This is a genomic window from Streptomyces ipomoeae 91-03, assembly GCF_000317595.1.
GTDB classification, from domain to species: domain Bacteria; phylum Actinomycetota; class Actinomycetes; order Streptomycetales; family Streptomycetaceae; genus Streptomyces; species Streptomyces ipomoeae.
This window is the reverse complement of record NZ_AEJC01000256.1, coordinates 1-16,014: the sequence shown is the minus strand read 5'-3', so window position 1 is coordinate 16,014 and position 16,014 is coordinate 1. Positions and strand designations below refer to the sequence as shown.

Sequence of the window (16,014 nt, the reverse complement as noted above, 5' to 3'; positions counted from 1 at the left end):
ACCGCTCGCGCGTCCGTCGCGGGCGTCCGCGTTCGGACCGGGCGCCGAGCTTTCGGCTTCTCGTTCACTCGATCACCTCTCGGGGGCTTCCTGCGCACCTGGCTGTCATCTGACGACAGCTGGTTTTCCGAGGCCGCGCAGTTGCGCCTCGGGCACCGGCCGTACCGTCCACTCGTATCCGTGGCCATCCAGCACAGATCCACCAAGCCGGTCCGGGAGCAGTCACCACGATCCCCGAGATGCCGACCGTGAAAGGGAACTCTCGCTACGAACGCGGCTACCCCGGGACCGGGTACGGCGATGGCCGGCCCTTGCAGTCCGGCTGCGGGGGCGTCGGTGACTTCGTCGTCGACGGCGATGGAGCCGTAGTGGTTCACGGCCGAGCTGCGAGCTGGAAGATGCGTGCCAAGACCTGGGCGTCCACCTCGCGGCCGACTTCGCGTAGCCGGTCGACGGCCGGGTTCATGTACTCGGTGTGCCAGCAGATCACCGCGTTCGTCGCCGCGTCCGGGCAGTGGAAAACAAGTCCGCTGCGAGCGGGTTCGAAACCCACCTCCGACCTGGCGAAATCTCCCGGACAGCCTGGTGTCCCTGGCCCTCCGGGAGCGGTGTCGGGACGCTGATCGGCAAGGCCCGCCAAGATCCTCAAAGGACTCTCCTATGCCAGCCACCACGACGGCACCGAGGACGTGACCACCTGGCCGGTGTCAGTTCGCATCGATATTTTCCGTCCCTGCGATCATCAAGTGCTGCCCAAACTCGGTGACAAACGGTGTCGCACGTCAGGCTCTGGTCCACTTCTTGTGTTCGCGTACACAGCGTGACTGTTGCTCTCCGGGTAATGCGGGTTGAGGTCGCCCGAAAAACGCCCGGCCGGAATCCGGTGGGGCCACAGTGCTACGCCGTGAACGCGGTACGGCCGCAGCTGGATGAGTTGCTGTTCTTCCCGGTAGAGGACGTATCCGTGGAATCCGTCGAGGTGTCCGACACGGTCGTCCGGGTCGAAGCCCGGACGACCGCCGGCCGGGCGGCATGCCCGGGATGCGGGTGCTGGTCGGACCAGCCGCGCGACCAAGCTCGACACCTACAAGCTCTACCTCGACCAGCGCTGGCAGGAAGACTGCACCAATGCCTGGAAGTTGCGGGGGGAGAGAGCAGAGAACAGGGCTCCCCGGACGGCTACGGCAACGTTCGCAACTACGTGAGCAGAACTCTGCTTGAGGAGTGGGACACCGCCTACGGCGAAGTCGCTGCCCGACCGTGCACGCCTTGAGGGGGCTCATCCGGCTGTCGACCAATGGTGCCGAGCGGCGGTGGCCCCCGAAGGTTCGCCCTCGGGGGGCCACCATCGCGGAGAATCGTTGTCAGCCCGCGCCCGTCACCGTAGGCCGACCCACGCTCATGTACGTGAAGCCAGTGCTCGCCATGGTCTGCGGATCGAGGAGGTTGCGTCCGTCGAGGATCAACGGACGCCGCATCGCCGTTCGAGCCTGATCCCAGGGCACCTCGGTGAGCTCGGGCCATTCGGTGACGATGACCGCCGCGTCCGCTCCGTCGACGGCCTCCAACGGAGTCTTGTGCCGGGTCGTGGACTTCCACGGCTCGACGGGATCGGGTTGCGCCATCGGGTCCCAACAGCGCACGGTTGCTCCTTCGGCTTGCAGCCGCGCGGCGATGATGGCGCTGGGCGCCTCCCGCATATCGTCGGTGCCCGCCTTGAACGTCATGCCCAGCAAGGCGACCGTACGGCCACGCAACCCGCCCAACTCGGCCTTCAGCCGCTGGATGTGGCGGCGCGGCTGGAGATCGTTCACCTCGATCACGGCGGTCAGCATCTGGAAGGGAGTGCCCGCGTTGTTCGCCAGCGCGCGCAGGGCTCGGGAATCCTTCGGGAAGCAGGAACCGCCATACCCGAGACCGGCCCGCATGAAGTGAGACCCGATTCGCGGGTCCATGCCGATCGCCTTCGCGACCTGCTCGATGTCCGCGCCGGTCGCTTCGCACACTGTGGCCAGCTCGTTGGTCAGCGTGATCTTCGTGGCCAGTGCCGCGTTCGCGCCCAGCTTGGTCAGTTCCGCCGACGGCACGTCCATCACGATGACCGGCCCGTCCACACCGTCGTGCAGATCGGCGATCAACTTGCCGGTGGCGTCGTCCCAGACCCCGACCACCACCCGATCGGGGTGCATGAAGTCGCCCACGGCCTTGCCCTCGGCGGTGAACTCCGGGTTGGCGGCATACCCGACATGAGCGAGCCCGGCATCGTCCAGTGCGGCCCGAATCCGCTCTCCGGTACCCACCGGAACGGTCGACTTCACCACCACCGCGGTCAGGTGGGACGCCCTCTTCAGTGCGTCGATCACGGCGAAGACCCGGGACAAGTCGGCGTCGCCGGAAGCGGTCGGAGGCGTATCGACGCACACGTACACGATTTCGGCGTCCTTCACCGCCTCGTCCGCGTCCAACGTGAAGGCCAAACGTCCCCGGTTACGAGCGATCATCTCGCCCAACCCCGGCTCGTAAATGGGAACTTCACCCGCATTCAGCTGGTCGATCCGCTCCGGGACGATGTCCCGCACCGTCACCGTGTGACCGAGTTCGGCGAAGCACGCCCCTGTCACCAGGCCGATGTACCCGGCACCGAAGACTGCGACGTTGCGTTTCATCGTGTTGGTCCATTCTCGAACGAGCTGCCGACACGCAAGCAGGAGGGCAAGGGGGACGAGCCCACATTAGCGAGACACCGACATGGGCACCGGCAGGCCCAACCGCCCACTGTCACACACCCACGCGTGGCACGACGGTTGCAGGCGAAGTAACTGACTGTTTCAGAATGAGGGCGTGGGCGGCGAAGGGGTCGCCGGCCAGTTGGAACGCAACCCGGGTGAGGTCGACGCGCCGCGCGAAAGCGGATGCCGAGCGTTCGAACGAGGAGGAGGCGTGCTTTCTGACCGACGGCATGCTGCTCGGGCCGGAACCGTGGGCGGCTGGGTCCTTAACGCAGGGCGGCGGCGGCAATGCCTTCGAGGGCCTCGCGCGGCACTTCGCCGCCGCTCACCAGCCGGTCGAAGACCAGTCCGTCGACGCAGGTCAGCAGGGTGTGCGTGCGGTTCTCAACGTCCGTCACGCCCTGGCCGGCGAGGAACAGTCGGACGGCTTCGCGGCCGGCGTTCCCGCGGGGGACGAGGATCTCGCGCAGCTCAGGGTCGCGCACACTCTCGACGGCGCAGGCGTACCGGGCGAGCGAGCGGCGGCGGCCCTCTCCGGTGAGTCGCTGTCGGGTGAGCAACACCATGCCGTCCACCAGCTCCTCGGCGGTGCGGATGGGTGGGAGTCGCTCGGCCATCGTTTGCAGTTCCTCCTGGTCGAGTTGGACCAGGCGAGTGACGAGTCCGGTGAGCAGCGCGGCCCGGGTGCGGAAGTACGCCGACGTGGTGCCGGGCGGCAGGGCCGCTTTACGGTCGACTGCCCGGTGGGTCAGGCCGCGGATCCCTTCGTCGGCAAGTACATCCAGTGCCGCGTCCGCGAGGAGAGTGCGCCGATCCGAAACCATGGCTCCTTTCTACACCTGTAGAGATCCAGGTAAGGTCGCCTTCTACAGATGTAGAAGGCGCTGGGGGTTCGGCATGGGCAACACAGCAGTGGTCGTCGGAGGGGGCATCGGCGGGCTGGCCGCCGCGATCGGTCTGCGCCGCATCGGCTGGCAGGTGACGGTGGTCGAGCGCGCGTCCGTGCTCGACGACGCGGGGGCAGGCATCTCGCTGGCTGCCAACGGCCTTCGGGCACTGGACGAACTCGGCGTCGGCGAGGCGGTGCGGGCGGCCTCGCGAGGCCAGTACAGCGGCGGCACCCGCACACCAGAGGGTGGTTGGCTGGCCCGGATGGACGGCGCGGTGCTGGAGAAGGCGGTCGGCACGCCGATCATGGGCATCCCCCGCGCCACCTTGCACCGGCTGCTTCGCGAGTCCCTGCCCGCCGAGGCACTGCTGATCGGCTCCGAGGCCGACTCGGTCCAGCACATCGGCCCCGGGACGGTTCGAGTCGGCTGCGGCGACACGATCCTGGACGCCGAACTGGTGGTGGCGGCCGACGGCATCGGCAGCAAGGTGCGCAGCCATCTCTTCCCAGCCCACCCCGGCCCCGTCTACAGCGGCTCGACGGTGCTGCGCGCCATCACCGAGCAAACGGTCGAACTGCGCACCGACTTCGAGCTGACCTGGGGTCAAGGCGCCGAATTCGGACACATCGCGTTCGAAGACGGGCGGGCCGAGTGGCACGCCGTCCTCAACCTCCCCGCCGGGACGCGGTTCGCCGACCCACTGGCCGAACTGCGCCGACGATTCCACAACTGGCACGACCCGATCCCCGCCCTGCTCAACGCAACCCGGGCCGGCGCCGTGCTGCACCACGACGTCAACGAACTCCGCACGCCGCTCACCTCGTACACGGTCGGCCGGATCGCGCTGCTCGGCGACGCGGCACACACGATGATCCCCAACCTCGGACAGGGAGCCTGCCAAACACTGGAGGACGCGGTTGTCCTGGCCGCCGCCCTCGCCACCGGACCCACCGTCGAAGCCGCACTCACCCGCTACGACACCGAACGCCGACCGCGCAGCCAGGCGGTCGCGCGGGCCGCCCGGCAGGCCGGGCGGATGGGCCAGCGACTCTCCCACCCACTGGCCATCGCCCTGCGCAACACGGCCATGCGACTGACACCCTCCCGCGCCGCCGTCCGCATGATCCTTCGGCACCACGCCTGGGTCCCACCACGGCTGAACTGATCCGATTCGCCGACTCACCACCAAAAACCCACAGGGACGATGTCGAGCTGAGGGTCGTGCCGTTGGCGGTCACGATGGGCAGGGCGTCCGGGTGCGTGCCTCATCTGCCTGCGCCGCCTGCGAGCCTCCTTCTGAAACGATCAGTAAGTCATGCCGGGGCAAGGCCATCGCGTCACCTCTCGCTTCAACGAGCCTCGCCACTCGGAGAGTTGCGCGATGGCCGCCCCTGACCAGGGGCTACGCAGAGATCGCTGCCACACCACCCGGCGGGACACCGTCGACAATCGGTTCACGGTCGCCCTGCCCGTGCCCCTGGTGGTCGTGATGCCGTCACTGGTGGCTGCGGGGCCGGGCGTGGCCGTGGATCCGACGCGGGGCGGACGGAGGCCGCCCATGCCGGCCTATCCCGTGCGTGATACGGCCATCGCCAAGTCCATCGCTCCGGCGGCCCCCTCCGCCGAGATGGCCAGGCTGCTCGGCCCCACCCGCGCCGGGCTGCTCGCCGCGCTTGCGCGACCGGCCTCCACCGCGCAGCTGGCGGCACGTCGCTTCCTCAGCCCCGCCACGGTGTCGTACCACCTGGGCGTGCTGCACCGGGCCGGTCTCGTCGCCCGCGCCCGGTCCGGCCGGTCCGTGCTCTACCGCCGTACAGCGGAGGGATCCCGGCCGGCAGGGAACCGCTCGGCGCACGGCTGAGGCGAGGTCGTCGGGCGTGGTGCGGGGGAGGGCGAAGGCGGCACGGCCGGGAAAGCCGGCGCGGTGGAGCCTCCGCGTGTCGGAAAGGTTGCCGCCGTTCTGCCGGTTCGGGTGTCGTCCTTGCCGCTGTGGGGAGTTTGCGCAGGTCGGAGTGGGTGCGGTGGGTACAGTTCCGGTCCAGTGGTACTGACCTGCCGACTTCCTAGCGTGGGAACCACGGCACAGCACACGCTGCGCCCCACGCCTGGAGGAGAAGACATGGCCATCAGAACCAGAACCGGACGGCGGCACCCGGCCCTCGTCCCCGCGACGCTGGCGGTGCTCACCGCGTGTCTCGTGGTGCCCTCGACGGCCGCGAGTGCCGATACGGGGCCGCAGATCGTGGAGCAGGTCGGCGCCGCCATGGTCACCGACGGCATCAACTTCTGGGCGGACGAGTTCGCCGTCGACTCCCAGGGCAGGATGTGGGAGTTCGAGCAGAGCGGTTCCGACTGGAGCAAGGCCGACCGGGGTTACCCCTCCCGGGACTCCAGCAGCACCACGATCGTCGAGGGCGCCGGCGCGGTCGGCGTCAACCACGGTGTCCGGGCGTACGCCATCGGCGCGGACGGCAATCTGTGGGAGTTCTCCCACGACGGTGACGCCACGAGCTGGGCCAAGTTCCCGCGGCCGGACGGCGCGGGCAGGATCGTGGACGCCGTCGGTGCCGATACGACCGAGTACGGAATGCCCGTCGTGGTGGTACTGGATGATGCCCGGCAGCTGTGGCAGTACCGCTACGACGGCACGAGGTGGGGCACGGAGAGCCTGGGCACGGTTCCCGCCGACGCCGGGCAGCTCAGGACGGTCGCCGGTATGGGCAAGTTCAACGGCGGGGCGTACGCCTTCGCCATCAGCAACCGGAACGAACTCTGGTCCGTCCACAAGACCAGGAACGGACGCTGGACCTGGTTCTCCTGGGGCACGCATCCGGAGGGGCGGTCCTTCTCCTCCCTCGGCGTCACCTGGGGCAACGGCGGCCTGCTGCACGCCTTCGTGCGGGCCGGTGACGGCCACGCCTGGCGGGTCTCCTGGGACGACCCCCGCCAGACCGGGCGGTGGGACGACCTGGGAGCGCCGCCGGCCGTTCCGCTGACCGGGAACGGCGGAGGCGTGGCCCAGTTCGGCAGCGTCGAACAGATCACCGCACTCGGCAACGACGGCCGGCTGTGGTCGACCATGACCGGACAGGGCCCCACCAACATCTGGAGCAAGGCGGCGGTACCAGCGGGCTTCCCCTCCCTGAACAAGGAATTGGGCTCCCGCACGGTGGAGGGCGACCTGCACACCTTCGCCGTGGACGCGGAGAAGGACCTCTGGGTCGCCACGTACTCCTACAACCGGAACCTCTGGGCCTGGAAGGAGATCAGCGAGTGACCCGCCGAACCCCGCCGGCCCGTTGACCCACTGACACGCCCCATCGCCGCGAGGGCCCGGAACGCGGAAACCGTTCCGGACCCTGGCAGCCGTCCCCACCTTGTGATAAGCCGTCAAAAAACCTGCCGGTGGGGCTGCTTGGACGCTTGACCAGCGTTGCCCGGCCCCCCGGTGGTACCGGAGGGGGACACGGGACATTGGGGCGTTCGCCTGAGCAGCTGGGGATCTGGCTTCGTGACCGCCGCGTGCAGCTGGGCCTGAGCCAGGCCCAGCTCGCAGAAACGGCCGGGGTCAGCACCCGCGGCATCCGCGAGATCGAACGCGGGCGGGCAGCGTCACCGCGCAGCCGGTCGGTGCTGCGGCTGATCGCGGCACTGGGGCTGGAAGCCGCGACGGACCCCGGCGAGGCGCCGCGAGGCGGGGACGTTCTCCGGGTCGCGGTGCTCGGCCCGCTGACGCTGCGGGTGGCGGGGGAGACCATGGACGTCGGGGCGGCCAAGCAGCGAGGTCTGCTCGGCCTGCTGGCCCTTCAGCCGGGACTGTCCGTCGGCCGGGACGAGATCGTCGACGTCCTGTGGGACGGTAGTCCGCCCGCCACTTGCCTGAACCTGGTCCATACGTACGTTGCCCGGCTACGCCGCCTGCTCGCCCCGGTGAACAGGGCGGGGCAGACATCGGACGCGGTGCTGCGCCGCACCCGCACCGGCTATCTGCTGCACCTCGCCGAAGGCCAGTCGGACGCCGTGGAGTTCACCGAGCTGGCGGCACGGGCCTCCGCCGAGGGCCCGGACGAGGCGTTCCGGAGTTACGCGGCGGCGCTGCGGCTGTGGCGGGGCGCCGTCCTGCGGGACGCGCCGCACCAGGTGCGCGAGCATCCGTCGGCGGTGGCGCTCACCCGGCTGCGGATGTCGCTCGTGCAGTCGTACGCGGACAGGGCCCTGGAGCTGGGCAGACCGGCGGACGCCCTCCCCGAACTCCAGCAGGCCGCCGCCCTGGACCCGCTGCACGAAGGCGTGCACGCCCGGATGATGCTGGCGCTCGCCGCCTCGGGCCAGCAGGCCGCCGCCCTGGGGCTGTTCGGGGAGTTGCGGACCCGCTTGGACGACCAGCTGGGAGTCACCCCCGGGCCGGAGGCGACCGACGCCCATCTGCGCGTCCTGCGGATGGACCTGCCGCGCTCACCGGCCGCCGCCTCGGCCCCGGCGACGTCCCCCGTGCCGCCCGCCCTGCTGCCGTACGACATCCCCTTCTTCACCGGCCGCGACGAGCAGCTCGCCCGTCTGGACGCCCTGCTCTTCGAACAGGGCAGCGGGATCTGCGCGCTCACCGGCGCCGCCGGGGTCGGCAAGACGGCCCTGGCCGTGCACTGGGCGCACCGGGCCCGTGACCACTTCCCGGACGGGCAGCTCTTCATGGACCTGCGGGGGCATTCGCCGAGGGCGGCGCCGCTGCGCTCCGTCGAGGCACTGGTCCGGTTCCTGCTGGCGCTGGGCGTGGCGAGCGAGCGGATACCCGGCACACCCGAGGCCGCCGCCGACCTGTACCGGACCCTGACCGCCGGGCGGCGGATGCTGGTCGTCCTGGACAACGCGGTCGACGCGGAGCAGGTCCGGCCGCTGCTGCCCGGCGGCCCCGACTGCATGGTCCTGGTCACCAGTCGCCACCGGCTGGCGGGGCTGGCCGTCCACGACGGCGCCCGCCGCCTCGCCGTGGACGTCTTCGGGGCCGAGGAGTCCCGGCTGCTGCTGGTCCGTACGCTCGGCAGAGCCCGGGTCGACGCGGAGCCGGAAGCCGCCGCCGAGCTCGCGGACGCCTGCGGCCATCTCCCGCTGGCCCTGCGGATCTCCGCCGCCAACCTGGACCACGCGCCCCGGCGCGCCCTCAAGGACCAGGCCGACGAGCTGTGCGAGGGGGACCGGCTGGGCCTCCTGTCCGTGGACGGCGACGACGGGTCCGCCGTACGGACCGCCTTCAGCCTCTCCTACCACGCCCTGGCCGCCCCGGTCCGCCGGATGTTCCGGCTGCTGGCCCTGGTGCCCGGACCCGAGATCGGTGTCGAGGCCGCCGCCGTCCTCACCGGTACCACCCCGCGCGAGGCGACCCGCTTGCTGGACCAGCTCAGCGCCGCCCACCTGCTCCGCGAACACCGGCGCGGACGCTACCGCTACCACGACCTGCTGATGCTGTACGCGGACGAGCGGCTGCGGCTGGAGGAGACCCGTACCGCACGGGAGTCGGCATCCGCCCGGCTGTACACATGGCTGCTGGCCGCCGTGAACCGCTGCGCGCGGCTGCTCTACCCCGGCACACAGCGGATGCCCGGCGCGGAGGACGAGCCCGACGGCGCCGCCACGTCCCAGGTTCCGCTGCCGGACCTCGCCGACGCCTCGGCCGCCGCGCGGTGGCTGGACGTCGAACTGCCGGGCCTCGCCGCGACCGTCCACCGGGCCGCCGCCGAGGACCACCCGGCCGCCTGGCAGCTCGCCGACGGGCTGCGCGGCTGTTCGTGGACGCGGAAGCACGCCGTCGACTGGACGGCGGTCGGCGAGGCAGCCCTGGCAGCCGCCCGTCGAGCCGGGCAGCCGCTCGCCGAGGCCGCCATACACAACCTGCTGGGCGACGCCCATGCCCAGCAGGGTCACATGGACTCCGCGATCGCTTACTACGAACGGTTGCTGGCACTCGCCGAGGCCGCCGACTGGCCGGACGGTGCGGCCACCGCCCACAACAACATCAGCACGGTCGCGCAGCAGATCGGCCGGCTGAGGCTCGCCGCCGAACACCTCGACCAGGCCATGGACATCGACCGGCGCAACGGTCTGCCGCAAGGACACCCCGTGGTGCTCGGCAACCTCGCCCACACTCTGCGTGACCTGGGCCGGCTGCGCGAGGCGCTGGACTGCCACCGCCGGGCGAAGGGACTCCTCCCCTCGCTGGGCTCGCGCATGAATCAGCTGCTCAACAGGGCCGATCTGGCGGAGGTGCACCACCTGCTCGGCGAGCCGGAGCGGGCCAGGCACCACCTGGACATCCTTCTGCCGCTGGCCCGGGAGGTGGGTGACCAGGACACCGAGGCGTTCGTCCTGCGGCTGGCCGCCCGCATCCGGTGCGACACCGGGGATCTCGCGGGTGCCCTGGAAGCGGCCCGGACGGCTGCCGCCCTCAGCGACGAGGACGGCGACGACCACAGCCGCGCCACCGCTCAGCTCGCTCTCGGCGGTGTCCTGTTGGCTGTCGGCCGCCGGGACGACGCGGCCACGGCCTTCGAGGAGGCGCTGGCGCCGGCCCGTGAGCGCGGTGCCCGCGACATCGAGGCACGCTCCCTCCTCGGGCTGGCCTCCGTCCCGGTCCCCACCGATCGCCGGCGGGCCACCGCCGCACTGGAGCTGGCCCGGCGCTCGGAATACCGCCTGGTGGAGAACGAGGCGCTGACCGTGCTCGCCCGCTGCGCGCTGGAGCACGGGGAGCCGGCCGTCGCCGTCGAGTACGGCCGCCAGGCCCTCGACGCACACCGCGAGAGCGGCTACCGCAAGGGGCAGGCCGAGGCCCTGGACATCCTCGGCCGGGCCGCCGCCGCGACCGCGGGTGCCGACCCGGTGCCGTACTGGACGGAGGCCCTGGAGATCCTCGACGCCCTCGGCGCTCCAGGGGCCACGGCGCTGCGGCACCGGCTCGCCGGGCAAGAGTGATGCGTGGGGTCGCCACCGCACACCGGCCGACCGTTCCGCCCGGTGACGAGGTCGTGCGACAGGCAGGCGGCCCGCGGAAACGACCGTTGAGGCCCCGCTCCGGCACCTGGGCCCGGGACAGAGCCCCAAGCGGACGCTGCCCGGCCTGAGCTGCCGGATCACCCGGTGCCACACCGGAACCATGACGGTCAGCGTGCCGTGATGGGGTGTGCCCGGGGTGACCAGCGTGTGCACCGGGGCCGTGCCGCCCCACCTCGCCGAAGCCCTGCGCCCAGGCCTGTGCGGCCTCGTAGCAGGCCCGCGCCGCCCGATCGATGTCCTCTGCGAAGCGCATCAGCGAACAGACGACCCACCAGTGCCGGGTTCTCGTCCTTCACCAGGTTCCTTCACCAGGTTCCTTCACCTCGACCCTGAGCAAGTTCTCGCAGAGCCCGGCCGACCCGGCGGGGACGACCCCCGCCACACCGGTGAGCACCACCCGGCGCAGGAACGCCTCCTCCGCCTCGGTGGAGGAGGCGACGTCCGGAAGGGTCGCACCGAGCCCAGCGGCGCGCCCCCAGCCCGCAGGGAGCCGGCCCGACAGCCGAAGTTTGTGCGCGCGGGAAGGGGAATCCGCTGCGCGCGGTATCAACCCCGCGCCCCTCAAAGACGCTCAGGGGCCAGACAGAGGCCAGACAGGGGCCACAAGGACGGGCACGGATCGGCAAGGCCCGCCAAGATCCTCGAAGGACTCATGATCCGTCGGCCGCGGGTTCGAGTCCCACCCGCCCCACCAGGCGTTACGCGAGGAGGACCGTTTCCACCTGCGGCGCCGTATCGACCTCCTCCCCGACGAGGAGGTCTCGTCGCCTCTGAAGATCGTCAGCCGGCCCGCTGCCGGCCCGAGAGACAGACGATCACAGGGCTCAGTCGTGGTTGCCGGAACTTGCCTCAAGCCCTTTTACCGCCTCGACGAGCGCCAGGGCACCTTCCAGGTCATCGTCGAAGTCCACAGTCAGGGCGCAGTCGTTCCCTGGCTCCCAGAGCACCACGACCTCATGCTTCCTCCGCCGGGCGTCGCGCACGAGGTTCGCCACGTCATCATCACTGGTGTCATGCAGACCCAGCCTGACTGTGCACTCGATCTCCTTTTTCACCCTCATGGCGCCTCCAAGGTCCATCCCTTGCAGTCAGTCTGCGCGTCGACGCAGGCGCCCGCAGCATGGAGCTGCCCGGCCGGGAGACGCGGTCCGGCCGGCGCCTGGTCCCGCCCGCCTCCTGAGCACGGGGTGCTGACGGCCGGGACGCCGTCGCCGCCCGCTGCGGCACACGGGGCGACGCCTGCTGCCGGGGGAAGATTTCCGTGGCCCGGCGGCAGAGGTCTGACGGGCAACACCCCGACCCTTGACCAGCGCCACCGGGCGCGCTGAACGCCGCGCCCTCGGGGTCTGCCTGGCGTGCGGCTCGGCGACAGCTGGTGTCCCTCGAAGGCAGGTGGGAAGTGGTGTGCCGGTCCCGCCCCCGCGCTTCGCGTGAGCGGGACCGGTATCCCGCTATCCCGCGGCAGCGGCGGGGAGGGGCCCACCGCGGTGGCTTGTGTCGGTGCCGCTGCAGCCAGATCGTGGAGTCCGGGGGCAGCAGACCGTCCCTGCCCAGCTCAGCCGGCCCGAGCCCCCACCGCCGTCCATGCCCGCTCCGACGAGGTCGCCCTCGGCGCCATCCGCACCCTGCGCCGCGCCGGCCTGCGCATCCCCGAGGACATCTCCGTCATCGGCATCGACGACCACCCCGTCGCCGAACCGACCGACCTCACCACGGTCCGCCGGCCGGTCAGGGAAGAAGGCGAACCCGCCGGACGCATGCTCCTGAGCATCCCGCGCGGCGAAGAGACCGACCACGACGTCGTCGTCCCCACCCAGCTCGTCATCCGGGGCAGCACCGCGCCGCTCCGCTCCTGAGCGGCAGGGCGGCAGGGCGGCACCTGCCATGACACGGGGCAGACGCCCTTGCCCGACGGGCCCGGACGACATGTCTCGTCCGGGCCCGTTCCAACAGCTCACACAGCTCACACAGCTCACACAGCTCACACAGCTCACACAGCTCACACAGCTCTCAGCCGCCGAAACGGAGCTTGTACTGCGTCTTGCCGTTCGGGAATTCGTCAAGCGTCCCGCCGCCCCAGTCGAGGTTGAAGTACGCCTGGTACTTCGAGTCCTGGACCAGCTCGGCCATCCGGTCGATGAAGTAGGGCGAGTCGCCTCCCCCCGCATAGATGTCGCCCTTCCGGTACAGACCCCATTCCGGATACGACTTCGGCTTGTTGTGCGCGGCGGCGAACGTCTTGAACTCGTTCACGCCCATAGCGGTGGTGAGCGTGTGGTTCCATCGCTGAGCGGGTGTGGCGTCCGGGTGCTGCCACCACACGTCGTAGATGTTCAGACCCACGATGTCGACGTAGCTGTCGCCGGGGTACAGCGTCTCGAATGACGTGACCTTGCCCGCGGGGCCCACGGCCATGTTGTAGTCGAACTGGAAAGCCGCTCCGGTACGAGCACGCATCAAAGTGACCACCCGACGGAACATCGCCCGATAGGCTGCCGGGTCGTCAGTTCCCTGCCATGGTCCGATGGTCCTGTTGTTTCCCTCGTATCCGAGGCGAATGACGGAGTTGCCCAGGCCGTTCTTGATCATCAGGTCGGCGAGGTCTCGGAACTGGCTGTCGTACGTGCCGCTGAGGCCTGCCGTGAAGGTTCCGCCCTTGGGCAGCAACGGCAGACCGAGCACGAACTGCCGGTCGGCCCCGGCTTTCTTCCAGTCGCCCCAGTACTTGGTCGCGTACTGATTCCACAGGGTGTTCTCGGACGGATCCAGGTAGTCGGTCGCGTCCGCCTGTGACTGGCCGAGCCACGTCTGGAAGTTGTTCACCACCGCCGTTTTCCCCGGGCCGACGTATACACCCAGACGGGAGGACGTGGTGGCTCCCTCTGACGACATGGTCATGGACGTGAGGATAACTGCCGCCATGGCCAGTATCGTCGCCAGCTTTCGTTTCATTCTCATCCTTCTTGACCGGTCATTCTCATTCTTCTTGACCGGCCGGTGCAGGGCCAGGAATTCGGCGCCGCGGCTGCAAGAGCCCCCCGGACCCCCGTGGCCCGGTCATTCTCAGAAGGTCCGGGCATGCAGGCAATGAGAGATCGTTACTACGGGAATTCGTAGAAAAAAGGGGGTCTTGCCAGGGCGTCGCCGGCATGCTGTCCCCGGTGTCGGGCAGGTGCGCCGTTGCTTCTGTGGCATCGTCAGAAAACGGATGCTGCCCGAGATGAGAGCGAAAATGCCCGGAAATCCGAGCGCCGTTTTCTCGGCGTAAAAGAGATGTCCGTTGTTGGTGGATTGCTCAGATGTGCCCAGAGGGAACCGACTGCTATCCGGCATCGTTGGAGCCGGACGCGGGATGGCGCATGTCACATCGCCGTCAAAGTACCCGCCGGAATCGCGCGAGCGTGCGGTACGGATGTCCCGCGCCACCGAGCCCGGGCCCGTCATCCGCCGCGTGGCCGACGACCTCGGCGTGCATCCCGAGGCCCTGCGCGCCACCGGTCGCGGCAAATGCGGATCGAAGATCCACCTCGTCTGCGTCCGGCAGGCTCTGCCGGACTCGCCGGTCTCCCTCGCCGTCGACCACGCGGGTCACGCGCCTGCCTGGTGGACCGAGGCTCAGGCGTCGGGAGCCGCGTGACGCGTTGCCCCTCGACGAAGGTCTCCATGACGCGAGTGGCGGCGATCTCCTCCGGAGGGCCCGCGAACGGGTCACGGTCGAGGACGACGGGATCGGCCGACTTGCCGACGGTGATGCTGCCGGTGGAGCCGTCGAGGTGGTTCACGTAGGCGCTGCCCGCCGTGTACGCGGCGATGGCGGCACCCGGATCGAGGCGCTGCTCCGGGAGGAAGGCCGAGGTGCCCTCGGGCGCGTCGGGGGCGGCCCGGTAGGCGGGCGCCGGGTCGGTCATGTCGGTGTACGTGCCGATGACGGCGTCCTGACGGGCGGTGACGCCGTACGAGTGCGGTACGGCCCGGGAGCGCAGCAGGGCGGCGAGTTGTTCCTCCGGTGTGGGGTCCGGCACCAGTCGGCCCACGAGGTGGACGGCACCCTCCTGGAGCATCCCGGTGGGGTTTTCCTCGGCGTCGCGCTCGATCCGGCCGTCGGCGGGGTCGGGGGTGCGGGAGTCGATGCCCGCGCGCTGAAGTGCCCGGCTGTTGACCCGGGCGCCGTGGTGGTCGCGGTTGGGCAGGAAGACGGGGCGGTCCGGACCGATCGCGTCGAGGGCGGCGGCGGTGGGGGAGCCGCCGGGGAACGCCTCCAGGGACCAGCCGCCGCCGGTGATCCGCTCGGCGTCCGGGTGCTGGTCGGCGTACGCCTCGATCTTGCGCAGGTACTCGGCCGCCGCGGACCGGTACACCGGGCGGCACTTGCCATGCTGCCGTTGCGTTTGCGTGCGTACGGCGTATGCCTGCTGTGGGAGCGCGCTGGGTGGACGCTGTACCTTCATCAAGGGGAAGGACGGTCGGCTCCGGGTCTTGCGATACGAGAGGGGATTGTGGAGACAACCACGCAGGCAGGCTCCGCCGCGAAGCCCCGCGAACCGTTGAGCAAGGAGCGGGTTTTGAGCGCCGCCGTCGCCTTGGCCGACGAAGGTGGAGTCGACGCGCTCAGCATGCGCAAGATCGCGCAGGCACTCGGCGTCGTGCCCATGGCCCTGTACAAGCACGTGGCCGGCAAGAACGAGTTGCTGGACGGCATGATCGACGTCATCGTCGGCGAGATCGACCCACCGGTCGGCGGCACCGACTGGAAGACCGCCATTCGCAGGCGGGTACTGTCGGCCCGCCGTATGCTGCTGCGCCACCCGTGGGCGCCCGAGGTCATCGAGTCGCGGATCAAGGCGCGGGCCACCCCGACGCCCGCGGTCATGGCGTACCTGGACTCGATGATCGGGATTTTCCGGGCCGGGGGGTTCTCGATCGACCTGGTGCATCACGCGATGCACGTCATGGGCAGCCGCCTGCTGGGCTTCTCCCAGGAGTTGTTCGAGGACAGCTCCGGCCGTGAGCCGGATCCGGACGCGATTCCGGCCGAGGAAATGGCCGCGAAGTACCCTCACATCACCGAACTGGCCATGGCGGTCGCTCACGACCAGGGTTCCGTCGTCGGCTCGGGCTGCGACGACCAGTTCGAGTTCGAGTTCGCTCTGGACCTGACGCTGGACGGCCTCGAGCGGCTCCTGGGCGCGACCGGACCCACGGGCTGAGAATCCGCGACCGGACCCACGGGCTGAGAATCCCGGCAACACCCGCCTGGTCTTCGGCCGTCGTCGCCGCCACTCAGAACGAAGAACCAGAACGAAGAACCGGAACGAAGAACGCGACCCTTCCCCGCTCCAGCCCTCTGC

Annotated in this window: 12 protein-coding genes and 1 pseudogene; 7 read left to right on the top strand and 6 right to left on the bottom strand. The window is 70.1% G+C overall.

Annotated features, from left to right (window positions below):
- Positions 1 to 373 precede the first annotated feature (373 nt).
- The 3 genes from STRIP9103_RS49935 to STRIP9103_RS16900 form a co-directional block, all read right to left on the bottom strand.
- Positions 374 to 553, bottom strand: coding sequence for a hypothetical protein (locus STRIP9103_RS49935; protein WP_009313313.1), 180 nt, complete (start codon positions 551 to 553; stop codon positions 374 to 376).
- Positions 554 to 1,364: 811 nt separating this feature from the next.
- The gene (locus tag STRIP9103_RS16905) at positions 1,365 to 2,666 is read right to left on the bottom strand and encodes a UDP-glucose dehydrogenase family protein (protein ID WP_009313302.1); all 1,302 of its coding nucleotides are present in this window, start codon (positions 2,664 to 2,666) and stop codon (positions 1,365 to 1,367) included.
- 329 nt (positions 2,667 to 2,995) lie between these two features.
- Complete coding sequence (locus STRIP9103_RS16900) at positions 2,996 to 3,553, bottom strand: TetR/AcrR family transcriptional regulator (RefSeq protein ID WP_009313306.1); 558 nt, start codon at positions 3,551 to 3,553, stop codon at positions 2,996 to 2,998.
- A 73-nt stretch (positions 3,554 to 3,626) separates the two neighbouring features.
- On the opposite strand from STRIP9103_RS16900, the gene STRIP9103_RS16895 reads away from it, so the two are divergent.
- The 4 genes from STRIP9103_RS16895 to STRIP9103_RS16880 all read left to right on the top strand — a co-directional run bounded on the left by STRIP9103_RS16895 (position 3,627) and on the right by STRIP9103_RS16880 (position 10,585).
- Entirely contained in the window at positions 3,627 to 4,784 is a 1,158-nt protein-coding gene (locus STRIP9103_RS16895; protein ID WP_048820429.1) for an FAD-dependent monooxygenase, read from the top strand.
- A 216-nt stretch (positions 4,785 to 5,000) separates the two neighbouring features.
- Entirely contained in the window at positions 5,001 to 5,480 is a 480-nt protein-coding gene (locus STRIP9103_RS16890; protein ID WP_048820428.1) for an ArsR/SmtB family transcription factor, read from the top strand.
- 258 nt (positions 5,481 to 5,738) lie between these two features.
- Positions 5,739 to 6,896 (top strand): PLL family lectin, encoded by a 1,158-nt coding sequence (locus STRIP9103_RS16885; RefSeq protein ID WP_009313312.1) that lies wholly within the window; start codon positions 5,739 to 5,741, stop codon positions 6,894 to 6,896.
- 197 nt (positions 6,897 to 7,093) lie between these two features.
- Positions 7,094 to 10,585: a BTAD domain-containing putative transcriptional regulator gene (locus STRIP9103_RS16880; RefSeq protein WP_048820427.1), complete on the top strand. Its 3,492-nt coding sequence runs from the start codon at positions 7,094 to 7,096 to the stop codon at positions 10,583 to 10,585.
- Positions 10,586 to 11,490: 905 nt separating this feature from the next.
- Here STRIP9103_RS16880 and STRIP9103_RS16875 read toward each other — a convergent pair.
- On the bottom strand, positions 11,491 to 11,727 hold the full coding sequence (locus STRIP9103_RS16875) for a hypothetical protein (RefSeq protein ID WP_048820426.1): 237 nt from the start codon (positions 11,725 to 11,727) through the stop codon (positions 11,491 to 11,493).
- Between the two features lie 426 nt (positions 11,728 to 12,153).
- On the opposite strand from STRIP9103_RS16875, the gene STRIP9103_RS50660 reads away from it, so the two are divergent.
- Complete coding sequence (locus STRIP9103_RS50660; RefSeq protein ID WP_009313317.1) at positions 12,154 to 12,522, top strand: substrate-binding domain-containing protein; 369 nt, start codon at positions 12,154 to 12,156, stop codon at positions 12,520 to 12,522.
- Between the two features lie 154 nt (positions 12,523 to 12,676).
- Here the strand turns inward: STRIP9103_RS50660 and STRIP9103_RS16865 are convergent, their stop codons facing one another.
- Complete coding sequence (locus STRIP9103_RS16865) at positions 12,677 to 13,564, bottom strand: glycosyl hydrolase (protein ID WP_158696884.1); 888 nt, start codon at positions 13,562 to 13,564, stop codon at positions 12,677 to 12,679.
- A gap of 454 nt (positions 13,565 to 14,018) precedes the next feature.
- Between STRIP9103_RS16865 and STRIP9103_RS53450 the strand changes: the two are divergent.
- Positions 14,019 to 14,105 (top strand): annotated as a pseudogene (locus STRIP9103_RS53450) (hypothetical protein); the annotation flags it as partial.
- 1 nt (position 14,106) lies between these two features.
- Here STRIP9103_RS53450 and STRIP9103_RS16860 read toward each other — a convergent pair.
- Positions 14,107 to 15,024 carry an amidohydrolase family protein gene (locus STRIP9103_RS16860; protein ID WP_009313304.1) on the bottom strand — a complete coding sequence of 306 codons (918 nt, stop codon included), beginning with the start codon at positions 15,022 to 15,024 and terminating at the stop codon, positions 14,107 to 14,109.
- A gap of 204 nt (positions 15,025 to 15,228) precedes the next feature.
- On the opposite strand from STRIP9103_RS16860, the gene STRIP9103_RS16855 reads away from it, so the two are divergent.
- Positions 15,229 to 15,873: a TetR/AcrR family transcriptional regulator C-terminal domain-containing protein gene (locus STRIP9103_RS16855; protein WP_258539734.1), complete on the top strand. Its 645-nt coding sequence runs from the start codon at positions 15,229 to 15,231 to the stop codon at positions 15,871 to 15,873.
- Positions 15,874 to 16,014 lie beyond the last annotated feature (141 nt).

Excerpts from the sequence above, each read along its gene's own strand:
- STRIP9103_RS16900 (WP_009313306.1), bottom strand. The coding sequence starts at position 3,553 with ATGGTTTCGGATCGGCGCACTCTCCTCGCGGACGCGGCACTGGATGTA.
- STRIP9103_RS16875 (WP_048820426.1), bottom strand. The coding sequence starts at position 11,727 with ATGAGGGTGAAAAAGGAGATCGAGTGCACAGTCAGGCTGGGTCTGCAT.
- STRIP9103_RS16885 (WP_009313312.1), top strand. The coding sequence starts at position 5,739 with ATGGCCATCAGAACCAGAACCGGACGGCGGCACCCGGCCCTCGTCCCC.
- STRIP9103_RS16895 (WP_048820429.1), top strand. The coding sequence starts at position 3,627 with ATGGGCAACACAGCAGTGGTCGTCGGAGGGGGCATCGGCGGGCTGGCC.
- STRIP9103_RS16890 (WP_048820428.1), top strand. The coding sequence starts at position 5,001 with ATGGCCGCCCCTGACCAGGGGCTACGCAGAGATCGCTGCCACACCACC.
- STRIP9103_RS16905 (WP_009313302.1), bottom strand. The coding sequence starts at position 2,666 with ATGAAACGCAACGTCGCAGTCTTCGGTGCCGGGTACATCGGCCTGGTG.
- STRIP9103_RS16865 (WP_158696884.1), bottom strand. The coding sequence starts at position 13,564 with ATGACCATGTCGTCAGAGGGAGCCACCACGTCCTCCCGTCTGGGTGTA.